The sequence below is a fragment of the Pseudomonas sp. B20 genome (genome assembly GCF_020515755.1).
Classification (GTDB): Bacteria; Pseudomonadota; Gammaproteobacteria; order Pseudomonadales; family Pseudomonadaceae; genus Aquipseudomonas; species Aquipseudomonas syringae.
Genome location: NZ_JAHPJG010000017.1, coordinates 107496 through 128960, shown reverse-complemented (window position 1 = coordinate 128960; position 21465 = coordinate 107496). Strand labels below are relative to the sequence as shown.

19 protein-coding genes are annotated in these 21465 nt (G+C 60.0%); 6 read left to right on the top strand and 13 right to left on the bottom strand.

What is annotated here, in order from left to right; genetic code table 11:
* Window positions 1-26 precede the first annotated feature (26 nt).
* From LIX91_RS17425 to LIX91_RS17415, 3 genes are all read right to left on the bottom strand, one after another.
* A complete protein-coding gene (locus LIX91_RS17425; RefSeq protein WP_226488856.1) occupies window positions 27-1565 on the bottom strand; it encodes a hypothetical protein in 1539 nt (512 codons plus the stop codon).
* Window positions 1566-1667: 102 nt separating this feature from the next.
* On the bottom strand, window positions 1668-3866 hold the full coding sequence (locus LIX91_RS17420) for an autotransporter outer membrane beta-barrel domain-containing protein (protein ID WP_003419946.1): 2199 nt from the start codon (window positions 3864-3866) through the stop codon (window positions 1668-1670).
* Window positions 3867-4163: 297 nt separating this feature from the next.
* Window positions 4164-6326, bottom strand: coding sequence for a hypothetical protein (locus tag LIX91_RS17415; RefSeq protein ID WP_103695351.1), 2163 nt, complete (start codon window positions 6324-6326; stop codon window positions 4164-4166).
* A 408-nt stretch (window positions 6327-6734) separates the two neighbouring features.
* Between LIX91_RS17415 and LIX91_RS17410 the strand changes: the two genes are divergently transcribed.
* From LIX91_RS17410 to xopAW, 3 genes are all read left to right on the top strand, one after another.
* Complete coding sequence (locus LIX91_RS17410; protein ID WP_024665634.1) at window positions 6735-7484, top strand: response regulator; 750 nt, start codon at window positions 6735-6737, stop codon at window positions 7482-7484.
* Window positions 7481-8509, top strand: a complete 1029-nt coding sequence (locus tag LIX91_RS17405) for a sensor histidine kinase (RefSeq protein WP_004410380.1) — start codon at window positions 7481-7483, stop codon at window positions 8507-8509. The genes LIX91_RS17410 and LIX91_RS17405 overlap by 4 nt, the downstream gene beginning before the upstream one ends.
* A 115-nt stretch (window positions 8510-8624) precedes the next feature.
* A complete protein-coding gene (gene xopAW / locus LIX91_RS17400; protein WP_003419938.1) occupies window positions 8625-9383 on the top strand; it encodes an EF-hand domain-containing protein in 759 nt (252 codons plus the stop codon).
* Window positions 9384-9428: 45 nt separating this feature from the next.
* Here xopAW and LIX91_RS17395 read toward each other — a convergent pair whose 3' ends face one another.
* The 9 genes from LIX91_RS17395 to LIX91_RS17355 all read right to left on the bottom strand — a co-directional run bounded on the left by LIX91_RS17395 (window position 9429) and on the right by LIX91_RS17355 (window position 16251).
* The gene (locus LIX91_RS17395; RefSeq protein ID WP_003419937.1) at window positions 9429-10475 is read right to left on the bottom strand and encodes an AI-2E family transporter; all 1047 of its coding nucleotides are present in this window, start codon (window positions 10473-10475) and stop codon (window positions 9429-9431) included.
* A 69-nt stretch (window positions 10476-10544) separates the two neighbouring features.
* Window positions 10545-11363: a DUF4892 domain-containing protein gene (locus tag LIX91_RS17390; RefSeq protein WP_181017031.1), complete on the bottom strand. Its 819-nt coding sequence runs from the start codon at window positions 11361-11363 to the stop codon at window positions 10545-10547.
* A 139-nt stretch (window positions 11364-11502) separates the two neighbouring features.
* Window positions 11503-12357, bottom strand: a complete 855-nt coding sequence (locus tag LIX91_RS17385) for an alpha/beta fold hydrolase (RefSeq protein WP_226488855.1) — start codon at window positions 12355-12357, stop codon at window positions 11503-11505.
* Complete coding sequence (locus LIX91_RS17380) at window positions 12354-13163, bottom strand: alpha/beta fold hydrolase (protein ID WP_226488854.1); 810 nt, start codon at window positions 13161-13163, stop codon at window positions 12354-12356. The genes LIX91_RS17385 and LIX91_RS17380 overlap by 4 nt, the downstream gene beginning before the upstream one ends.
* Before the next feature lie 136 nt (window positions 13164-13299).
* Window positions 13300-13782: a hypothetical protein gene (locus LIX91_RS17375; RefSeq protein WP_100072594.1), complete on the bottom strand. Its 483-nt coding sequence runs from the start codon at window positions 13780-13782 to the stop codon at window positions 13300-13302.
* Between the two features lie 116 nt (window positions 13783-13898).
* Window positions 13899-14342, bottom strand: a complete 444-nt coding sequence (locus LIX91_RS17370; RefSeq protein ID WP_004410366.1) for a hotdog fold thioesterase — start codon at window positions 14340-14342, stop codon at window positions 13899-13901.
* 62 nt (window positions 14343-14404) lie between these two features.
* Window positions 14405-14860 (bottom strand): phosphohistidine phosphatase SixA, encoded by a 456-nt coding sequence (sixA, locus tag LIX91_RS17365; RefSeq protein ID WP_003419928.1) that lies wholly within the window; start codon window positions 14858-14860, stop codon window positions 14405-14407.
* Window positions 14857-15147, bottom strand: coding sequence for a DUF4389 domain-containing protein (locus tag LIX91_RS17360; RefSeq protein ID WP_229636555.1), 291 nt, complete (start codon window positions 15145-15147; stop codon window positions 14857-14859). Before LIX91_RS17360 ends, sixA begins: the two co-directional genes overlap by 4 nt.
* A gap of 78 nt (window positions 15148-15225) precedes the next feature.
* The gene (locus tag LIX91_RS17355; protein WP_003419927.1) at window positions 15226-16251 is read right to left on the bottom strand and encodes an NAD(P)H-dependent glycerol-3-phosphate dehydrogenase; all 1026 of its coding nucleotides are present in this window, start codon (window positions 16249-16251) and stop codon (window positions 15226-15228) included.
* A gap of 285 nt (window positions 16252-16536) precedes the next feature.
* Between LIX91_RS17355 and LIX91_RS17350 the strand changes: the two genes are divergently transcribed.
* From LIX91_RS17350 to fabB, 3 genes are all read left to right on the top strand, one after another.
* Window positions 16537-18474: an ATP-binding protein gene (locus LIX91_RS17350; protein WP_226488853.1), complete on the top strand. Its 1938-nt coding sequence runs from the start codon at window positions 16537-16539 to the stop codon at window positions 18472-18474.
* Between the two features lie 219 nt (window positions 18475-18693).
* Entirely contained in the window at window positions 18694-19209 is a 516-nt protein-coding gene (gene fabA, locus LIX91_RS17345) for a 3-hydroxyacyl-[acyl-carrier-protein] dehydratase FabA (RefSeq protein ID WP_003316569.1), read from the top strand.
* A gap of 10 nt (window positions 19210-19219) precedes the next feature.
* Window positions 19220-20443 carry a beta-ketoacyl-ACP synthase I gene (gene fabB / locus LIX91_RS17340; RefSeq protein ID WP_046236875.1) on the top strand — a complete coding sequence of 408 codons (1224 nt, stop codon included), beginning with the start codon at window positions 19220-19222 and terminating at the stop codon, window positions 20441-20443.
* Window positions 20444-20695: 252 nt separating this feature from the next.
* Here the strand turns inward: fabB and LIX91_RS17335 are convergent, their stop codons facing one another.
* Window positions 20696-21424 carry a dienelactone hydrolase family protein gene (locus LIX91_RS17335; RefSeq protein WP_100072596.1) on the bottom strand — a complete coding sequence of 243 codons (729 nt, stop codon included), beginning with the start codon at window positions 21422-21424 and terminating at the stop codon, window positions 20696-20698.
* Window positions 21425-21465 lie beyond the last annotated feature (41 nt).

The window sequence follows — 21465 nt, the reverse complement described above, 5'->3', positions numbered from 1 at the left end:
CGCCGACCCGGCGGTCCATGACCTTCTCAGGCGTACAACGTCGGTCTCAGTGAAGGAAAAGGCTGCCAGGAGAGCGTCTGGTCGAAACTCACCCGCACCCGGACATCCAGCTGAGTGCCGATCAGAAATCTGTTCAAATCCGTTTTGCTGATCTGACCGGCGTCGATTTTATCGCCCACCAGCGGCACCGGGTACTCGTCCAGCACGCTGACGATCAACAACTCATTATCAGCACTGCTGACGCCATGCACCTCGACGCTGACAAACTGATCAGTGCCCATGAATGACCAACTGTCCAGGGTGAACCGTGCGTAACCTCCCTCGGCAATGTCATTCAGTCTCAGACGCCCCCCGGATACCTTGTCACACTGCACGACGGGAAAGCCTGTCATTCCCAGGATACTCAGCGTATGCCGGTCCGAAAGATGCGGTGAGTCGGCGTTTTTTTCGAACACCTCGTAGTACACCGGGATCGACTTGCCGAAATGCTGGGCAATTTGCGTGGGGGGAACGCGGAACAGTCTCGAGTCTGCGATTTCCGTAAGAAAGGAGCCCACACTGCCTGGCTCGGCCCATTGGACGCGGACCGTATCACCGGGAAGAATCACCGCATTCTCAGGGATCAATACCACTGCGCCATGAAAGGCATCTACCGGATCAAGCAAGCTGGCGCTTGCCGAGCCTGCGGCCTTCTGAACCCGCGGAGGAGGCAACACACGTGGAACTGGCTGAGCGGAGACCAGCAGCGAAACAGCCAGCGCTCGAGGCCCGGCATTGCCCGAACGATCCTTCAGCCTGTAGGACGCATAACGAATGCCATCGCCGCTCTCGAGAATCAGTTGCCTGTCGAAGGCAATATGGATCGCACTACCGATATCGGACGCTTCAAGCGTCAGGGTTCCGGTGTGCTCCGACCCCGTCAGCGTGCTGCTCCAGTACCAGGTAATGAGGTCCCCGGGGCTCGGCGAAAAATACGCAGGCACCTCGGCCAGCAGGGTATCGCCATGAGTGTCCAGCCAGGCCGCCGTGAGGCCGTCACTGATGATTTCGCCGGGAAAAATCAGCGCTCCTTCGTCGGCGAATACCGGTGCCGTCTTATCAATGACAAAGGTCAGTGTTTCGGATTCGGTCTGCACCTGGTTGGCGGTCTCGACGCTATAGCGGAGTCGATGCAGGCCTTCGATAAGGTATTGCTGCTCGATCATGCTGAACAGATCGGCAGGCTGTACGGGTTCGGTCCAGATCTTCTCCTCCAGCAGCATGTCATTCCAGTACACGCGCAGATACTCGGGATCGCCCGGGGTGGGTCCGGAGTTTTGCCACATGGGAAAATCGACCCGCAACGGCACGAGCCAGGCGCTGCTGGGCAGCAAGTTGGGTTCACCACCGGGTACGTCAGGAAGAAGTTCGGCGATCATGGGCGGCGCAAGCAGCGCACTCTTGCGCCTTGAAGCTGGCCAGAACAGGTTTCTGATCTGTTCGATCCACTTTGAAATCACAGGCATGAGCCGGGCCTCCAGCACAATGAAGCGGTGGCCGACCCGTTTGCCGACCGCCATGCCCATCAGTTAACACCCTGTTTTTTTATGCCGATACTGGCACAAGTGATAGGACCGTTGGCGCATCAGCACCAGCGATCAGGCGTGAGCCTCCGCGCCTGGCTATCACTACCAGCTGTAACGCAAGCCCGCACTGGCGCCCCACGGCTGCTCGATGGCATCGCCGTTGCTGTAATCGAAATCAGCGTTCAACTGCAGGTTGTCAGACAGCGCCACCGACACACCCGCCCCCAACTCGCCACGGGAACCGGAGAGGTCGTTGTTGAACACGTTGTCATTGACCTTGACCTCGTTCCTGTTGACGAACTCGTGAGCCACGGCCACCCGCACGTAAGGTTGCAGCGTACGTCCCTTGCCCAGGTCGAAACTGCGCCCCGCTGTCGTACCGACCTTGCCGAGCAGCGACCGGCTGCGGTCACCTTCGGCACGCATACCGTTATCCAGTGCGTAGTCCTTGCCCTGAACGACCAGGCCCGCCAGCTGGGTATAGGGTTCGAGAAAATAGCCGTTGTCCAGTTTGATGTGCCGACCCAGCTCCAGCGATACGCCCACCCCCAGATTGTCGTAGTTGCCGCGCGTGCGGGAACCATCGCTGAGATTGACTCTGGCCTTGTTCTTGAACTGATTGAGCTTGATCACGCCATCGACGTAGTAGCCGCTTTCGCTGTCCAGCCAGGTGCTGTAAGCGCCCAGCGAGTAGCTGTCGACCTTGCCACTGGCACCGTGATCCAGACTGAGGTCGGACGTACTCTGCCCGATCATCACACCTGCCAGCCATTGCCCCGACCCCACAGGCAGCTTGCCATCTGCGCCGAGCGCGACACCGCTCTGAACCTGCTGATATCCAAAGCCTGAGGCGTCGGCGACATTGAATTTGTTGCCGTAGGTCCGTATCCAGCCACCGGAACGGGCCTGGTCCATACGCAACTCGCCCATGCGCGAACGTAGCGTCGTCAATTCCCCGTACCAGACAGTCGGCGCGGTGTTGAACAACGCCATGACAGTCTGTGCGCCAGGGCTGATGGTGCGGGTGGCGGTGTCCAGATACCAGTCGTTGTCGCCCTGCTTGATCAGGTCATAGGACCAGGCGCCCAGATCCACTGCGCCGCCTGCGAGCGAAAAGCTCGCATCGCCGGCTGCCGCATGCACGACGTGCAGGCTGGTATCGCTGAGCGGATCGACACCCGTGCTGCCGATAAGCACGGTATGACTGCCGGTCGCGCTGCCCGTGATGTCAAGAAAGTCAGTGGCCTGGCCACCGAAATCCACGTCCATCATGAATGTGCCGCTCCCTGACAGGCTTGCGAGTGACAAGGTGTAAAACGAGGCCGCGTCGCCAAACCTGACCGAGCCGCCGTTCATGGACAGTTCATTCACCTGACCATTCTCGACCATCACCCACTGGCCCTGGCTACCGAGCGACAGGCTGGATACGTTCTCCAGGCGCCCGGTCAGGGTCGCGTTGTTTTGCAGTGACAGGCTGGCGGTACTGCCCTCACCCGCCGATACATCGCCCAGCAGATGGCTGTTGTCCACGGTCATGTGCGCCGTTGAACCGTTGATCAACTCCAGTATCTTGCCATTGCCGCCGGTCAACGTAGATCCATTGTTGACCTGGATATCGGCAGTCGCGGGCGCGCCGGTGGGCGTTCCGACGATCAGCGCCGACCCGGTGATACCTTCGACCCGGGTTCCCTCCAGAACCAGCAGATTGCTTGAGGGTACGCCCGGATCAGCGCGCAAGCGCACGCCATATTGCTGCCCGGTGATGGTACTGGCGGACGCCTTCACCGTGGAGTCAAACATCTCCATGCCTCTGCCATTGGTGCCGGTGGCCGTCACCGAAGTCCCTTCCAGGGTCAGGTTGCTGAGCGAACCGGCATTTATCCCGCGATTCGTGGCCGTGATCGTGCTGCCGATGACGGTGGCCGTGGAGCCGACCAGTCGCGCACTTTCATTACCCATCCCAAGGCCATCCGCGGCACCTGTCAGGACGCTACCGACGATCAACGCATCTGCCCCGGTCAACGATACAGCTGAAGAGTTGGTGCCCGCACTGACCTGACTGCCAGTGAGCGTCAGCTTCGCCCCGGTGATCGTGGATATTTGCAGGGTTGTCGCGCCGTTGGCGGTCAGATTTCCGGTGCTGACAATCCGATAGCTGTCCAGCGGGGCTGTCGCATCGATCGTCTGCGGCGTATCGACAAGGATTTGCGCAAGCGCATGACTGCCGGTCAGCAAGGGAGAGAGGAAAATAACGGTCTTCAATGTCCATGAAAGCGGACGCAGCACGAATGGAGCATTCATGAGGATGCATTACCTTGAGGTAAACCAGGTTGAACCCCGTGACGACTGCCCGAAAGCGGCCTAGGGAGGGAGGCCGCAAGACTAGCGGGATCCAACTGAATGCTCTGTAGGACGTTTCCTAGGTAATCGTAGGGAGGTTCCGACAGTAGAGGGTCGTCGAGGGGAATACCGATAAGCGTAGGTGACATGACCCGGTACGCGTCGGCCTCCCTAAACCGTTTGGGAGCAACCTGAGCCGGCTTATACCCGACAGGGTGCCTGCGACTGGCCGCAGACCCCCTCTATCGGCAACCCTTGTTACTTTTTCTTCGGTTCTACTGGACGAAGAGGACAAGGCCCGGCTGCGTCGTACATCCCTACTCGGGCGGTGGTTTCCAGCGAGTTAATGGTTTTCCTGGTGGTTTCCGGCGGGTTAATGGTTTCGCTGGTGGTTTCCGGCGAGTTAATGGTTTCGCCAGTGGTTTCCGGCGGGTTAATAGTGGCGCTTTCCATGCTGAAGGAGTACTTGATCCTTGCGCTCCCGTATTGGCTGCCGCTGGAAGGATCGTAGATGGGCAGGATGTGTGTATTGTAGGGGGTGACCAGCCAGGTGAAACCGGTGACAGGATGGCTGGCTCCCAGCAGGATAACCTCTTCTTTTTCGGTGCCGGGAATAGGCGCGTCGCCGGTATTTCCCTCGGAGCCATACCAGTGCAACGTCACGGTTTCACCGTCCGACAGATATTTCGAAAGATCCGGAACGCGGACCCGTATACCCGGTTCACCCGGGCCAGGAGGGCCACTTGGGCTGGCGTAGAGTGAATTGCAATTCAGCCAGCCATTGGGACTGGTCCCCTCGAAGACCGGGGCTTCCGGCATGATGACAATGGCGTCTACCTTGACCAGAGTGTTCGGCGAGTGTTGCGTGTTTTCTGAATCGGGCCCATGAATGCGGTAATGAACCGGCAAGTCAGCGCGATTGCCTTCATAATCGATGTAACTCCAGGGTATTTCAACCTCACGCCCAGCGCCTGCCAGGTCGCCAGCAGCCACGGTGTATTGAGCCTCTGCTACATGGCTTGTGCCCCAGTAGAAATCTATAATTTCACCCGCTTGAAGTTTGTCATACAGCTTGAAACTGACCTTGGCAGGCTGGTTATAGTCCGCTTCTTTCAGGACGTTCAACTCATTGGACGTCTGGCCATAGACCTCGACCGGCAGTAATGCGTCGTTGACCGGATCCGGCCACCCGGGATCGGTTATAGGGTCAGGGCCGATAGTGGCGAAATTGACATTGACGCTGATGCTTTTCACTTCGGACGGAACGACGCCACGCAGGATTCGATAACTCACATCGGTGGGCTGCTCGCCGCCGCTCGCTTGATTGTATTGCCCCTGCAGAACCAGATCAGAGACTCTGATCGAAGTCGGAAAATCTGGAGAGCTGCCGACTTCCTCAGATCGAAGCACCTCAGTGCCCCAAGTGACTTCGATGCGGTCGGCCGGCTTCCAGTTATCGAACGACTCGATCAACACTTCGACCCCGAGTCTCGCATCAGGCAGGTTGATCAACTTTTCTGGAGGCTCTGCCAATGGCACGACGGGGTCTTTCAGGTTGTCGGCCAACTGCCCCAGCGCCACGTCGATGCGTTTGGGGCTGGAAAGCGAAGTGCGATTGGTGGCTTTGTCGACCAGAATGTAAACGGCGTAGTAGGGCTCGTCCCTGGACGTGTCAATGGCCGAAACGGGGAAGGTCACCGTATTATTCGTCGGGTTGGCCACGTCAACGAAAGCGACCGGAGCCGGCAGGTCTTCAGCACTTTCTGGCAATGGCGTGCCAACCCAATAGAAGGCTACCTTGTCGCCGGGCTTCCAGTCGTCATAGTCTGGCAGCGTACCGACCAGACCGTCGGGATGTGCGTCCAGAAACGCCTGGGTCAACTGATCTGTTTCCAGACTCATCTGCTCAGGCTCAAGCTGCTCGCCCGGCGGCGTGGTATCGACGATCAGGTTGATCGACGGGCTGGTGGTCTCTTGTTCATTCGGTTGTACAATCCGGTAGCGCAAACTGTAAGTACCGTCTGCAGGCTTGTCCAGGCCTGTCATTAAGCTGCTCAGCGGAATCTCGATCTTCTTGGGAAAGGTGTCAGGGTCCACCGGTGCGGTAACCGTACCGCTAAACACCTGTTTGAACGCGTCGTTATCCGCCGCCGCGCCGATGGCCCAATCGATGAGAAACGTATCGGAGTCGCCCGGATCAGTGACCAGTCCTGCCCACTTAGACAGGGTGACCTCAAGAAATTCGCCGAGCAGGACATCCTTGTTCAGCGTTCCATCGGCCGGGTCCACAATGCCCGCCACCTCTGCCGGGGCAAGCGATGCGTCGGTCCGTGAACCGCGTTGAGTGCGCGCCAGCCGGTAGGCGATACGCGCTTTTTTTTTGTCATCCAACGTTGCTGTTGTTTTTGAATCGGCCATCATCAGCACTCCCTTGCTATCCGATTGGCGCCCCTGTCTATGTAGAAAACAGGCGGGCGGATTGATAATGCGCCCAGGGGCTGCTGCCCTTTCATCCCAAGCCGCGATGAAACGGCAACAGACCCTGGACTTCTCGACAAAAGTTTGTCTGCCAGAACCGGCCATCCAGGCCGGTAGCCCGTTCGATTAAACGGCAGTTGCGCGACACTGGATACTGTCATAACTATCAGGGTGAGCTTCGCAGGGCACGCTCGACAGGCGCTCGTATCAATCTCGATACATTTATGACATGCGCACGACATTCGATCACGCCACCCTACCGCCGAGCCTCCCGGCGAAGTAGCATGAGGGGCAGCGTTGATCTTCAACAGCAGCCAGTCCATGGCGGCACAAGCAGGCGACAGACGCATTATGCAAGCACTTCCCGACACCTCCCTGGATGCCACATCGACCGATCAGCGCTGGAGCGTTCGCGCGCTGATCGTCGATGACGATGTGGCCATTCGCGAACTGCTCTGCGATTACCTGACGCGCTTCAATATCAACGCCCGTGGCGTCACCGACGGCACGCAAATGCGTCAGGCGCTGACCGAGGAAACCTTCGACGTGGTGGTGCTTGACCTGATGCTGCCCGGTGAAGACGGGCTGTCACTGTGCCGCTGGCTGCGCAGCACGTCGGACATCCCGATTCTGATGCTGACCGCACGCTGCGAACCGACTGACCGGATCATCGGCCTGGAACTGGGTGCCGACGATTACATGGCCAAGCCGTTCGAGCCGCGCGAACTGGTCGCGCGCATCCAGACCATTCTGCGCCGGGTCCGCGACGAGCGCAGCGATCAGCGCACCACCATTCGCTTTGACGCCTGGCGCCTGAACAGCGTCCTGCGTCAGTTGACCGCCGCCGATGGCCTGGTGGTGCCGCTGTCCAACGCCGAGTTTCGTCTGTTACGTGTGTTCCTCGAACGGCCGCACCGGGTGCTGAGTCGCGAGCAGTTGCTCGATGCTGCGCGCGGGCGTTCGATCGAGGCGTTCGACCGCAGTATCGATTTGCTGGTCTCGCGTCTGCGCCAAAAGCTCGGCGATGATCCGAAAAATCCACAACTGATCAAGACCGTGCGCGGTGAAGGCTATCTGTTCGATGCCAGGGAGCTGGGTTGATCCGCAGATTCGACACGCTGTTTGCGCGACTGTTTGGTGGCGCCCTGTTGGCTATTCTGCTGGCGCACCTGCTGGCCTTCATCTGGTTCACCCAGTACGGCATGCGCCCGCCGCCGCCCAACGAGTTCAACGCCGAGCATGGGCAGTTCGATCAACGGCCCATGCACAGACCGCCGATCCTGGGGGGGCCGGCGATAGTGCTGCTCTTCCAGTTCATCACCATGATCATCGCTGCATGGTATGGCGCCAAGGCACTCAGCCGTCCGATACAGCGACTCAGTGAAGCAGCCGAGCGCCTGAGTGAAGACCTCGACAGCCCGCCCTTGGAAATCAGCGGCCCGCAGGAAGCCCGACAGGCCGCACAGACGTTCAACCTGATGCAAAGCAAAGTGCGCGAACAGATGCAGCAGCGCGGGCGCATGCTGGCTGCGGTATCCCACGACCTGCGCACCCCCCTTTCGCGGCTCAAGCTGCGCGTCGAACAGATCGAAGAGCCCAGGCTGCATGGCCAGATGACTCAGGACCTCAATGACATGATCAGCATGCTCGACGCCACGCTCGCCTACCTCAATGAGCACCGACGCAGCGAAGGCCTGCAGCAGTTCGATCTGCAGGCACTGATCGAGTCGCAGGCCGAGAATGCTCAGGACAATGGCGACGACGTACAGTACGAAGGCCAGTGCAAACCGCTCAAGACGCAGCCGATGGCACTGCGCTCGTGCCTGCAGAATCTGGTCGACAACGCTCTGCGTTATGCCGGCAGCGTACATATCGTGATCGAGGACAGCAGCGAGCGTGTGCGCATCTCTGTGGTCGATCACGGGCCCGGCATTGCACCTGAATTTCACGAAGCCGTGTTCGAGCCGTTCTATCGCCTGGAAGGTTCTCGCAACCGCAACTCCGGCGGTATCGGCATGGGCATGAGCATTGCGCGGGAAGCGGCGCGACGCATCGGCGGCGAGCTGTCGCTCACGCAAACGCCTGGCGGCGGCCTGACGGCGATACTTGACCTGCCACGTCTCTGACGCAATCTGTAACACACCGCGTACAAAGCCTACATCCCCTCGACAACTGACGCCCCGAGGCTGCAAAAGCCGGTACACCGTTACCGGGCACATTCATCTCAGGGGAGTGAGACCAATGATCAGTGGGATAAACAGCAGTTTCTCCAGCTACACCAGTTCGAGCAGTGCAACCTCCAGCACCAGCAACAAGAAGTTTCAGGAAGAGCTGTTGGCCAAACTGGATAGCGATGGCGACGGCAGCATCGGCAAGAACGAGCTGAGCTCGGCCCTGTCGTCGAACAGCAAGGATGGCATCACTGTGAGCCTGAGCAAGGCATTCAGCGATCTGGACAGCAACGACGATGACAGCCTGGATGCCGACGAGCTGGCCGCGATGACACCACCTCCGCCGCCGCCCATGCAGTCGGTCGATGAGCAGGCAGAAGACCTGCTCGGCTCGCTGGACAGCGATGGCGACGGCGCGATCAGCAGCGACGAGCTGACCACCGGTCTGAGCAATGCGGGCAGCACGGCGAACAGCAACCAGGTGTTCGATGCACTGGATACTGACGAAGACGGCACAGTCAGCCTTGAAGAGCTGGTCGCCGGCATGCAACCGCAACAGCCTCCTGCCGGTATGTCGCCTGCGCAGGTGAGCACCTCCGGCAGCACTGACAGCGCCAGCCTGTTCAGTACACTGGACAGCGACAGCGACGACAGTATCAGCGCTTCCGAGTTGTCTGCCGCATTGAAGCAGAGTGACACCACCATCGATCAGGGCAATACCAATCAGATCGCCACTCAGGCCTTGAACAAGATGATCGCCGCACTCAGCGAAAAATATGACACCCAGAGCAGCAAGCCAGTCGGCAAGTACCTGGACACCGCGGCGTAACGCGAGGCTCCGCCGCCCGTCATGGCGCGGCGGAAACTTTCGCCGTCAACGACTGCGGGCACGCTCGCTGCCGACCCAGTCGGTCAACAGGCTGTAAGCGACTGCCAGCAGCGTCGGGCCGATGAACAGGCCGATAAAACCGAACGCCAGCAATCCGCCGAACACGCCCAACAAGACAATCACCAGCGGCAGATTGCCGCCCCTGCTGATCAGGTATGGCTTGAGCACGTTGTCCACGCCACTGATGACGAACATCCCCCAGATGCCCAGAAATATCGCCATGCCGTACTCGCCCTGCCAGACCAGCCAGGCAGTGGCAGGCAGCCAGACCAAGGGCGGGCCCATCGGGATCAGACTGAACAGAAAAGTCAGAATACCCAGCACCAACGCGCCGGGAATGCCCGCGATCAGGAAGCCGATCAGCGCCAGTACCGCCTGGGCCGCTGCCGTACCGATGACCCCGTTGACCACGCGTTGCACAGTGCCGGCGACCAGATCCAGATAATACTGGGCCCGCTCCCCGATCAGGCGCTCCAGCAGGCTGAGCACGAAGGCGGCCAGGCGCGGACCGTCCCTGTAGAAGAAGAAGGCGAAGACGATGCTCAGGGTCAGTTCCAGAATTCCGCTGCCGATCTGCGCACTGCGTGCCAGAATCCAGTTACCCACTTGCCCCAGATGCGGTTTCAGCGTCGCCATGAAAGCCGCGCCTTGCTGATCGATGGTGGTCCACAGCGCTACCAGTCGTTCGCCCACCAGCGGAATACCCGCCAGCCATTGCGGTGGGTCGGGCAAGCCGTCGACCTGAATGTCCTTGATCAAACCCGTAGCGTCACGCACATGGTCGGCAAGATTGAAGCCCAGCCACACCAACGGCGCCGCGACCAGCAGCATCCAGCACAGGCACATCACCAGCGCAGCCAGCGACTCACGGCCCTTGAACCAGCGGGTCAGCAAACGCATCAGCGGCCAGCTGGCAAAGGCCAGTACCGCGCCCCAGACCAGCGCCGACCAGAACGGCGCCATCACCCAGAGACAGGCACCAAACAGCGCCAGCAGCAGAATCTGCACCAACAGACGGTCATTGTTGAACATGCGCTATCCACTAAAAAGGATCGGAGGGAGCGAGCATAATGGCGAACCTGCCTGTCCGCCATCGCTGTTCTAGCGGATAACCTCGATCTTGAGCCCCTTGCCTTCAGTGACGCCCGCCTCTAGCCGGGCCGCGCGAACGCCTTTGGCGATCAGGGCGTCAAGCCAGGCGCCGGCACTGGGTCCGGACACCGTGGCGCGCAGGCTGCTGTCCAGGTTCAGGGCGCGAGAAACAAGGGTGACCCAGGCATCCTGTGGGTCGCCGCTCAGGCGGGGCAATTCCAGCTTGCCGGTGCTGCGCAGTTGGCGCAGCAAGGTGGCCGAGGTCGGCAGCAGTTCGCCCAGTGGCGCGGAAGATTCAAACTGCTCGACGTGCAGGTAGGCCCGACGGTTGCCACGGGTGATGCTGTAAAGCGCTACCAGGGTGTCACTGCGCGGTTCTGCCAGACGCAGCAGCAGGTAAGCCTGGCGGTCATCCGCGCCATACAGCTTGGCGTTGCCGAACACTTCGTTGGCCCACAGGCTGCTTTCTCCGCAGTCGCGCGCCTGGCACCAGAACAGCAGCTCGGCGCCCTGCTGCTGCAAGGCCTCGCGAGCCGCGGTGAAAGCGTCGTCGGAAGTCCGCTCGGCAGGTAATTGATAGGTGACCGACGTCAGATTGCCACGCGCACTGACCTGGCCGTCGAAACGCAACTGGCCGCTGATCTTGCGGATCGAGCCCATGGGGTAGACCCGCTCGAGCTCGGCAGCCGGACGATAATCGACGATTTCCGTGTCGGCCAGACGCGGCAGAATCTGCAGATCGCTGCTGCCTGTTACGTCGGCGGCGCAGAGCACAGCGCTGAACATCGACAGGCACAAGGCGACAACGGGAACACTTGATAAACGCATGAGTGCTCTCATTGGCAGGCAAGCGGGGAACGAAAATATAAAAGATCGCCAGCGAGGCGGTCACCAGAGGCTGCGGATTGATCCATCACGGTTGACTCCTGTTTCAACCCGTCCAGCGTCGGCAGTTGCAGGGCTCAAGTCAAGAAGCAGCGAAGAAGCGATTGATACAGTGTGCAACAGCGCTCGCACCCTGCTCGTCGTCCAGGTGCAGATGATGACCGCCTTCAAGCTGCACGACGTCGAAAGGCAGCCCGGACAGCACGAGCTGGTTTTTCGCCAGCATGCCGCCTGTAGCGACCAGCAGTTGCGTCGGGCAACGGATAGCGTTTACGAAAGACATCGCCTGCTGATGTGTAAGACGAATCGCAGACGGCAATGTCAGGCGGCTGTCGCTGCGCCAGGTATAGCCACCGGGTACCGGCATCAGGCCGCGCTGGGCGAGTAATTCGGCAGCCTCGCGACTGACAGGCCCGACGCCCTTCATACGCGCCTTGACAGCACGTTGCTGATCCTCGTAAACCGGCTTTTTCTTGCCCGACAGCCTGAGCTGCGCCTGCAGGGCGGAGCCCATCCGCTCGGCGGCGGATTCAGGGTCGCAGGTCAAGGGAATCAAACCATCGATCAGGGCCAGCCGCGTGACCCGCTCCGGCAATGACCCGGCCAGCAATACCGAAATGATCGCGCCCAGCGAATGGCCCATCAGTGCGAAGCGCTGCCAGCCCAATTGCTCGGCGACCTGCAGCACGTCGAACACGTAGTCGGCCAGCGCATAGCACGCCCCGGCAGGCCGATGCTCTGAATGACCATGCCCGGCCAGATCGAGCGCTACGATGCGCAGGCCCTCCAGTCGCGGTGCCAGGCGGGCAAAGCTGTTGGCGTTGTCGAGCCAGCCATGCACGGCAATCATCGGCCGGCCGTCTTCGGGGCCGTAAAGATGAGCCGCCAGTTCGATATGCCCCAGATCGAAACGGACCTCCTCCACAGCAAACGTCACGCCGTCGCCCTTGAGGCGCTGCGCGCGTCCCAGCGAGCCAGCAGCGTCTTGAGCAGCAATGCGGTTTCATCCGGTCGTTCAAGGGGAAACATGTGCCCTCCGGGCATGGACAGGTATTCGCCTTCGCGCACGCGTCGGGCCAGATAGCCATGATGAGGCATGATCACCCGGCTGTGTTTGCCGCGCACCATGGCCAGAGGCACCTTGAGTTGCCGGGACGGCACGGGGCTGGTGTGCGGGATGCTGCGGTATATGCTGATCTCGATGGCCGGGTCGAAACGCAGCCGCCACTGCCCGCCGTCCTCACGCAGACCATGTTGCAGGTATGCGGTCAGGCAGTCGGGATCGAAGCGGCTGAACAGGGTCTTGCCCGAGAAATAGGCGCGTGCCGACGGCAGATCGTCAAACGCCTCACGACGGCCCAGGGTGCGACCCGCTGGCGTGATGCGGTCGATAAAGCCCAGACGCTTGGCGGCGCGTATGAACAACTGGTCAGCCAGCCCCAGCACCGGTGAGTCGAGCATCACCACGCCCCGGTAGAGTTCCGGGCAGCGCAATGCGGCATGCAGATGCAACACGCCACCGAGCGAGTGCCCTACCCCCCACACCGGGCCCGGCTGCTCACGCAGATGGTGAAGCAACTCATCCACCAGATTCAGCCAATTGTCATCCACCGGAAAACGCGGATCATGGGCGTGTTGCTCAAGATGGGCCACCGAAAATTCCGGTGCCAATGCGCAAAACAGCTTGCTGTACGTCGCCGAAGGGAAGCCATTGGCGTGAGCAAAGAACACGGGTTGCGACATGCCAATACTTCCATGGGCGGGCGAGTCACGATTGTGCCAAGTTGCTCCGCGGATCGGCAATGACTGGAACCGCCATCGCAGGTGTCACTCCGGCCATCAGGATTACCCGATACGGCAGTCGGAGCGGCGTGAAGGCTTATAAAGCCTGGGTGAACCGGTCCAGGCAAGCCTTTATGTAGGCGACCTGAAAACCAAAAGACTGTTTGGCAAGGGCCTTGGCCTCAGCAGAGGGCTTGGCTTTTCTGAAATCCAGGATGGCTAACTGCATGGCTTGTACCGCGACATCCGACAACGGCTGGAATAGCGCGAGGGCGCCATTGTCGGGAAACTGGACCTTCAACTTGTCGAACAGCATGTCGGCATCATCACGCAAGGCCATGAATTCGGCCGAGGTCATCAGATTATCCGCATAGACCGCCTTCAAGCGCTTTTCCAGATTCAATTCACCGTGTTGCGGTGGAGCCTTCGCTGCAGGCGGAGTTGCAGCAGATATCGGTTGACCGGTAAGCACCCCGACAAAGGACGGTGGACTGTCCGGCAGAGCAGGCGTTTCAGACGCAACCGTGTGTTCAGGCGCAGGGCTCTCCCCGGGTGAGGCTGGCTTTTCTTCAGTCATCATCAATCCTCCTGAGAATGAATGTTCCCTCCAGGGAACATTCAGACACTAAGAGAAAAGAGACCCTCTCACAACGGCCAAACCGGACCTGAGAACGCGCCCTTAATAGCTGAAAACACTCAATTGACTGGAGGCTCTTTGCCATGCGGTACGACGGCCACCGTCAAGCGCGAAATGCAGCTTGGCTTGCCTTCGTCGTTGCTGATGCGGATGTCCCATACATGGGTGGTCCGGCCTATATGCACGGGCCTGACCACACCGGTGACTCGTCCGCTACGCACACCACGCAAATGGTTGGCGTTGACCTCCAGCCCGACGCAGAAATACTTGCTCGGGTCGACGATCAGGTAACTGGCCATCGACCCCAGCGACTCGGCCAGGACCACGGATGCACCGCCATGCAGCAGCCCGAAAGGCTGATGGGTACGTTGATCGACCACCATGCTGGCTGTCAGAGAGTCATCGGTGAATGCTTCGAAACGAATATCCAGCACTTCGCCGATGGTGTTTTTTTGAGCCGCCATAAGGGCTTCGATATCGGGAGCCTGACGCCATATGCTCATGCTGAATCCTTTTCCAGGGAGAGCCGCATTCGCTGCGGTCATTCATTGCGCGCACAGGCCGTTCAGACGTGCCTGACGCTGTTGAGGCGCATGCCGCCTGCCACTACGAACTCGCCTTCCAGCTCGGCAAGACTGGCCGTGCTCATCGGCTCGGCCTGTTGCGGACTGCCGTGCGCCAGTACCCCGATCAGTTCGCCCACCAGAGGCTGATGGCTGACCAGCAGCACTTCATCGACACCCAGCTTGTCCAGTTGCGCCAGCACCTCACGCGGGCTGCTGTCGGGTGTAAGCCAGGGCGCGGTGACGATCGAGTCATCGAATGCCAACGACTGACGCACCAGCTCGGCAGTCTGTTGTGCACGCACATAGGGGCTGGCGATGATCCGTTGTACGGGCTTGTCCGTCAGTTGCAGCGCACTTTTCAGCACTTCCTCACGCCCGTGTGCAGTCAACTCGCGCTCGGCATCGCTGCGCGCCCGCGACTGCGCTTCGCCATGACGCAATACCCAGACCTTCATGGCTTTGGCTCCTCATCGCGCACCGGTTGAGCCGCTGGCGGGACATGATGGGGCGCCTCGCCTTCGGGCGCGCGCGGCGCTGGCCAGTCGCCGAAAGGCCAGGGTTTGTGGTCGCTGTGAAACGTCCCGAAACGACCGATCTGCGCCAGGTACTGGCTGATGCTGTCGCCGAAGTTCATCAGGCCACCATTCGGCGCACCGTAAATCAGGCGGTAGACCAATTGCACCAGCACCACGCCCGCCAGAATGATCTGGGCGACGTGCCATACGCCCAGAAACAGCAGCATCCAAAGAATGCGCAGCAGGATCGATTCGTTGTGCTGGATTTTCGACTCGTTCAAGACCTTCTCCTGATCAGACTGAATTCAATTAAAGCCGGTAATCGAAATGAAATCGACGTCCGTCTTGGGCTCGGCCCGCATCAGCGCCTCGATGACCTGGCTGAGCGTACGGCCTTCAAAAAGAATCGCATGCAACCCGGCGACCAATGGCATATACACCTGCACTTCCTGCGCTTTGACCTTGAGCACCTTGAGGGTGTTCACGCCCTCGGCCACTTCGCCCAGGCGCGTGACCGCTTCTTCCAGCGTCAGCCCCTGGCCCAGGGCAAAACCGACCTGATAGTTGCGGCTTTTCGGCGAGGAACAGGTGACGATGAGATCGCCCACCCCGGCCAGGCCGAGAAAGGTCATCGGGTTGGCGCCCTGGCTGACCGCAAAACGGGTCATTTCCGCCAGCGCCCGGGTGATCAGCATGCTCTTGGTGTTTTCGCCCATGTCCAGCGCCACCGCCATGCCGGCAATAATTGCGTAGACGTTCTTCAGTGCCCCGCCCAGCTCGACGCCAAACCGGTCATTACTGGCATAGACACGAAAGGTGCGCCCGTGCAACGCAGCCTGAACCTCCTGACACAGCGCTTCGTCTTCGCTGGCAACCACCGTCGCGGTCAACGCATGCTCGGCGATTTCCCGCGCCAGGTTGGGCCCGGACAATACGCCGATACGCGCCTGCGGGACGATCTCTTCGAGGATCTGACTCATCAGTTTGAAGCTTTGCGCTTCGATACCCTTGGTCAGGCTCACCAGCATCTTGCCATTGAGGCGCTCGACGTGAGGCGACAGCACCGAGCGCAAGGCACTCGACGGCAAGGCGACGAAGATCAGTTCGCTTGCGTCGAGCACCGCCGTCAGGTCGGTGACCGGCTCGACTTCAGGGCGAATCCTGATGCCCTTGAGATAACGGGGGTTTTCACGATTGACGCGAATGGCCTCAGCCTGCTCCGGATCGCGCATCCACTGACGAACCTGATGGCCGTTCTCGGCCAGCAGATTGGCAATGGCCGTACCGAAGCTGCCACCGCCAAGCACCGCGACGGGTTGCTGTGTGGTCATAAAACTATCCATCCAGAGCCATTCAAGTGGCGATGTCGTCATTATACGGAGCAACACGTTATCAGCCAGCGACAAAGCTGATCTGTTACGCACTCTTGGCGGCATCCATCAACAAGTTCGCTGGAAACACGCGCCATCTCGGTTAACATGCGCGCACAGCATGAATCATCACGATGGCCGGCATTGCCTTGTGCAGCCGGACCAATTCGCGACCACCGGGCGAACAGGCATGGACGCATCAATCGAACTACCTCCGCCGTGCCTTGCGCGCGAGGCGCACAGCCGATGAAGTTTCGGCACTGGGACATCAATACCCGCACGCAGATCATCAGCCTTGGCCCTGCCCTGTTGCTGACGGCTTTGCTGATCAGTTTTTTTACCTTCGTGCGTATCCAGGACCTGCGTCAGGAGCTCAATCACACCGGGCAGCTGATCGCCAATCAGTTGGCGACCGCTGTCGAGCCGGGCGTGACCACGGGCGATATCGAGGGGCTCAAGGCGTTGATGCGCGCCACCCTGTCCATGCCCAGCGTTCGCTATGTGGAAATTCAGGACAGCTCCAATACCGCCGTGATCTACATAGACCAGCCGCGCGACAACGAGCAGCAGACCCGGCAGATGGAAGTGTTCCTGGCTCCCGTTCAACCGCAGCGCACCACCATTCACGGCAATCCCGGCACGCCTGCCCCAGGAAAAAGCCAACCCGCGCAGGGCGCTTCACAGAGTTATCTGGGGCGGGTGCTGGTAGGCATGTCCAGCGAAGCATTCAGCCGACGTCAGCAGGAGATACTGCTCAAGGCTGGCGTCCTGGCGATGGTCGCCTTGCTGTTCGCCTTTCTGCTGGCGCGCGGCCTGGCCTTGAGCCTGTCCAGACCCATCAGCGATATGGGCGAAGCGCTCAAGGCGATTCAACAGGGCGATTACCACACGCCCATGCCGGTCAGCGACGACGCCGAGCTGGGCGCGCTGGCGCGGCACATCAACAACCTGGCTGAGAACCTGCACCGCGCCAGCCTCGAGCAGCAGCGCTCTGTAGCCCAGCTGATCCAGACCCGGGAAGAAGCCGAACAGGCCAACCGCGCCAAATCGGACTTCCTGGCCATGATGAGTCACGAGCTGCGTACGCCCATGAACGGCGTATTGGGCATGCTGCAGTTGCTGGAAACCACGCACATGACCCACGAGCAGAGCGAATACGCGACGCTGGCAACCGAATCCACCGAGCATCTGCTGCGGGTCATCAACGATATCCTCGACTTTTCCCGCATCGAGCGTGATGCTCTGCAGATGGAAGGCATACCGTTCAACCTGGCTGAACTGGTCAGCGCCTCGACCCACGCCTTCAACCACAGCGCCGCGCAACGCCATCTGCTGCTGGAACTGCACATTCAGCCAGGCCTGGAGACCTTGAACGTCATCGGTGACCCGACCCGCATCCGCCAGATTCTGGTGAACCTGATCGGCAACGCGCTTAAATTCACCGAGCAAGGCAAGGTCTGCGTCGACGCCAAGTGGGCAATGCTCGACGATGAGCTGCTGCACTTTAGCTGTGCGGTACAGGACAGCGGCATCGGTATCGACGCCGAGCGACTGGAATCGATGTTCGATGCGTTCAAGCAGGCCGACAGCTCTATTTCCAGACGTTACGGCGGCACGGGGCTGGGGCTGCCGATTGCGCGGACCCTGGCCGAACGCATGGGCGGTACCTTGCACGCCGAGAGCGAGGAAGGGTCAGGCTCGTTGTTCACGCTGCAGATCCCCCTGCCCGTCTCGCGCGACGCTTCGGTGGCTATTGCCAAGCCGCTGTCGATACTCGACGCACATGGCCGGGAGCGCAGCATCTTGCTGGTCGAAGACAACCCGGTGAACCGCACCGTGGTGCAGGCCATGTTGCGTAATCTGGGGTGCGAGGTCGACATCGCTGTCGACGGTGCCGAAGCAGTGGCGAAGGCAAGCGCAGGCAATCACGCGCTGATTCTTATGGATTGCCGACTGCCGGTCATGGATGGCTATGAGGCCACCCGTCGAATCAGGCAACTTTCCGGGCTGGAACGAATCCCAATCATTGCCCTGACGGCCAACGCGTTACAGGGTGATCGGGACGCCTGTTTGCAGGCAGGGATGGATGATTACCTGCCCAAACCGTTCAAACATGCTGATTTACAGCAGGTTTTGCAGCGCTGGCTGTCCTTTGAAGCACCTGTGACTGGCGATAAATGTTAAATTGCGGCAGTCTTGGCATCCAGATCGGCCAGCAAAATCGGCTGAATGACAAAATTCAGTGTACAGGTGTACCTTGATTTCACCTGCGCTGTGACTTTCATTACAACGCAACAGTCTATGAGTAGGCTGCCGGACAGGGTCCTGGCGAAATTAGCGCCAGGACTGGCGTTCGGGCCAGTGGCGCCACAACCTGCCGCACAAGATTATTGAGGAGCTCGCATGACCAAACAACACGCCTTTACCCGGGAAGACCTGCTGCGCTGCAGTCGTGGCGAGCTGTTCGGCCCAGGTAACGCGCAACTGCCCGCCCCCAACATGCTGATGGTTGATCGCATCACGCACATCAGCGATGAGGGCGGCAAGTTCGGCAAAGGTGAGTTGGTCGCCGAACTGGATATCAATCCGGACCTGTGGTTCTTTGCCTGCCACTTCGAAGGTGATCCGGTCATGCCTGGATGCCTGGGCCTCGACGCCATGTGGCAGCTGGTTGGCTTCTATCTTGGCTGGCAGGGCAATCCCGGCCGTGGCCGTGCCCTGGGTTCAGGCGAAGTGAAGTTTTTCGGTCAGGTTCTGCCTACCGCTAAAAAAGTCACTTACAACATCCACATCAAGCGCGTCCTTAAGGGCAAGCTGAACCTGGCCATCGCCGACGGTTCAGTGAGTGTCGACGGTCGCGAAATCTATACCGCCGAAGGCCTCCGGGTCGGCGTGTTCACTTCCACTGAAAATTTCTAAGGGTACTCGCATGCGCCGCGTCGTTATCACTGGTCTGGGTATTGTTTCCTGCTTGGGCAATGACAAAGAGACCGTCACCGCTAACCTGCGTGCTAACCGCCCTGGCATCCGCTTCAACCCGGAATATGCCGAAATGGGTCTGCGCAGCCAGGTTTCCGGCTCCATCGACCTGAATCTGGAAGAATTGATCGATCGCAAAATCTTCCGCTTCGTCGGCCATGCGGCAGCCTATGCCTACCTGGCGATGAAAGACGCCATCACCGATTCGGGCTTGACCGACGAGCAGGTTTCCAACGTGCGTACCGGCCTGATCGCCGGTAGCGGCGGCGCCTCGACCCTGAACCAGATGGAAGCGCTGGATACCCTGCGCGAGAAAGGCGTCAAGCGCGTCGGCCCTTACCGCGTCACGCGGACAATGGGCAGCACCGTTTCTGCCTGCCTGGCCACGCCGTTCAAGATCAAGGGTGTGAACTACTCCATCTCGTCCGCCTGCGCCACCAGCGCACACTGCATCGGCAACGCTGTCGAGCAGATCCAGCTGGGCAAGCAGGACATCGTCTTTGCCGGTGGCGGCGAAGAAGAGCACTGGAGCCAGTCGTTCCTGTTCGACGCGATGGGCGCACTGTCCACCCAGTACAACGAAACCCCGGAAAAAGCCTCGCGTGCCTACGACGCCAAGCGTGACGGCTTCGTCATTGCCGGTGGTGGCGGCATGGTGGTGGTCGAAGAACTCGAACACGCTCTGGCGCGTGGCGCGAAGATCTACGCAGAAATCGTCGGTTACGGCGCGACCTCCGATGGCTACGACATGGTCGCACCCAGCGGTGAAGGTGCCATTCGTTGCATGAAGATGGCCTTGGGCGACATCGACTCCGGCGCCATTGACTACATCAACACCCACGGCACCTCGACCCCGGTCGGCGACGCCAAGGAAATGGAAGGTGTGCGCGAAGTATTCGGCGCCAACGCTCCGGCGATCAGCTCCACCAAGAGCCTGTCGGGCCACTCGCTAGGCGCCGCAGGTGTCCACGAAGCGATCTACTGCCTGCTGATGATGGAGAACAACTTCATCGCAGGTTCGGCCAACATCGAAGAGCTGGACCCGGTGGTTGCCGACATGCCGATCCTGCTCAAAACCAAGGAAGACGCCAAGCTCGATCTGGTCATGAGCAACAGCTTCGGTTTCGGTGGCACCAACGCCACGCTGGTATTGAAGCGCTGGGCAGGCAAGTAATACTGCTTTTGCCACAAACAAAGAAGGCGCCTTTCGAGGCGCCTTTTTTGTGGGTCGGAAAAACGTGGCTAGTGCTCTTCGGTATATCTGCGTGGACGATGGATCTTCAGAACACCTCTCGATCCTCACGCTCCAGGGTGGGAGTGCAGTTCACGACGCTCTGCGTCGCAAGAGGACGCAGAGCGTCCGGAACGGCATGCCCACGGAACGGTAGTGTCATCCGGCATGCCTTAGGGGAAGATCGTTGTTCCTTCAGTCGAACACTTCTTTCAGCAAATCATGCATCGACTTGAACGCGCGTTTCGACACTTTGGCGTCGTACATCATCATGCCCGGCACGTTGGCGTGCGGATCGGTGAAGGAATGGAATGCGCCGCCATAGCTGTACAGCTGCCAGTCCACGCCAGCGGCGTTCATCTCGTCTTCGAAAGCTGGTAGTTGCTCTTTCGGCACCAATGGGTCAGAAGCGCCGTGCAGGACCAGCACCGAGCCCTTGATGTTTTTGGCGTCCGCCGGGTTGGGTGTGTCCAGCGTGCCGTGGAAGGAGATCGCGGCTTTCAGTTCGGCACCGGTACGCGCAAGCTCCAGAGAGCAGCAGCCGCCGAAGCAGAAGCCGAAGGTTGCGATTTTGCCTGAGTCCAGAGACGCACCGCCCTGGCCCAACAACTGGTCGAGTCCTGCCTGCATACGCCTGCGCAGCAGGCCGCGATCGTTCTTGAGCGGCGTCATGGCAGCGCCCGCCTCGTCATTGTTACCGGGGCGAATCTGCTGACCATACAGGTCAGCCAGCAACACTACATAGCCCTGGGCTGCGACCGCTTTGGCGATGTCTTCGGCACCCTTGCTGACACCCATCCAGTTGGGCGCCATCAGCAGACCTGGCTGTGCAGCAGTAGCACTGGTGTCGTACACCAGACGGCTTTCATAAGGCTGACCATCAATCTGATAGATCACAGAACGAATTTCGATATTGCTGCTCATTACTGACTCCTGATCGTTGGAGAGATGAAGGACGTGTCGCG